This is a genomic window from Oceanobacillus sp. B139/18, assembly GCF_055524595.1.
The window spans coordinates 1-1,632 of the sequence record NZ_JBVFXI010000023.1 but is presented as its reverse complement, the minus strand read 5'-3'; the positions used below and the strand labels follow the sequence as shown (position 1 = coordinate 1,632).

Here is a 1,632-nt window from a genome sequence, read left to right as displayed (position 1 = left end):
ATCCTTAGAAAGGAGGTGATCCAGCCGCACCTTCCGATACGGCTACCTTGTTACGACTTCACCCCAATCATTCGTCCCACCTTCGGCGGCTGGCTCCAAAAGGTTACCTCACCGACTTCGGGTGTTACGAACTCTCGTGGTGTGACGGGCGGTGTGTACAAGACCCGGGAACGTATTCACCGCGGCATGCTGATCCGCGATTACTAGCGATTCCGGCTTCATGCAGGCGAGTTGCAGCCTGCAATCCGAACTGAGAACGGTTTTATGGGATTTGCTGGACCTCGCGGGTTCGCTTCCCTTTGTTCCGTCCATTGTAGCACGTGTGTAGCCCAGGTCATAAGGGGCATGATGATTTGACGTCATCCCCACCTTCCTCCGGTTTGTCACCGGCAGTCACCTTAGAGTGCCCAACTAAATGCTGGCAACTAAGATTAAGGGTTGCGCTCGTTGCGGGACTTAACCCAACATCTCACGACACGAGCTGACGACAACCATGCACCACCTGTCACTTTGTCCCCGAAGGGAAAACTCTATCTCTAGAGCGGTCAAAGGATGTCAAGACCTGGTAAGGTTCTTCGCGTTGCTTCGAATTAAACCACATGCTCCACCGCTTGTGCGGGTCCCCGTCAATTCTTTTGAGTTTCAGCCTTGCGGCCGTACTCCCCAGGCGGAGTGCTTAATGCGTTAACTTCAGCACTAAGGGGCGGAAACCCCCTAACACCTAGCACTCATCGTTTACGGCGTGGACTACCAGGGTATCTAATCCTGTTCGCTCCCCACGCTTTCGCTCCTCAGCGTCAGTTACAGACCAGAGAGTCGCCTTCGCCACTGGTGTTCCTCCACATCTCTACGCATTTCACCGCTACACGTGGAATTCCACTCTCCTCTTCTGCACTCAAGTCCTCCAGTTTCCAATGCACGTTTGCGGTTGAGCCGCAAGATTTCACATCAGACTTAAAGAACCGCCTGCGAGCGCTTTACGCCCAATAATTCCGGACAACGCTTGCCACCTACGTATTACCGCGGCTGCTGGCACGTAGTTAGCCGTGGCTTTCTGGTCAGGTACCGTCAAGGTACGATCAGTTACTATCGTACTTGTTCTTCCCTGACAACAGAGTTTTACGATCCGAAAACCTTCATCACTCACGCGGCGTTGCTCCGTCAGACTTTCGTCCATTGCGGAAGATTCCCTACTGCTGCCTCCCGTAGGAGTCTGGGCCGTGTCTCAGTCCCAGTGTGGCCGATCACCCTCTCAGGTCGGCTACGCATCGTCGCCTTGGTGAGCCGTTACCTCACCAACTAGCTAATGCGCCGCAGGCCCATCTGTAAGTGACAGCAAAAGCCGCCTTTCAACTTTCCATCAGGTGATAGAAAGTGTTATCCGGTATTAGCTCGCGTTTCCGCGAGTTATCCCAGTCTTACAGGCAGGTTGCCTACGTGTTACTCACCCGTCCGCCGCTCGTTCCACGAACTTCCCTCCGAAGAGTTCCGTTCGCTTCCCGCGCTCGACTTGCATGTATTAGGCACGCCGCCAGCGTTCGTCCTGAGCCAAGATCAAACTCTCCATAAAAGTGTTTGAAACATTAGCTTTCAGAAGTCAACTTCTGACTTATTTTTTAAGAAAAACGAGGT

General features: G+C 53.2%; 1 rRNA gene. It reads right to left on the bottom strand.

What is annotated here, in order from left to right:
• Positions 1–8: 8 nt before the first annotated feature.
• Positions 9–1,570 (bottom strand): 16S ribosomal RNA (locus ACZSMY_RS23125).
• Positions 1,571–1,632 lie beyond the last annotated feature (62 nt).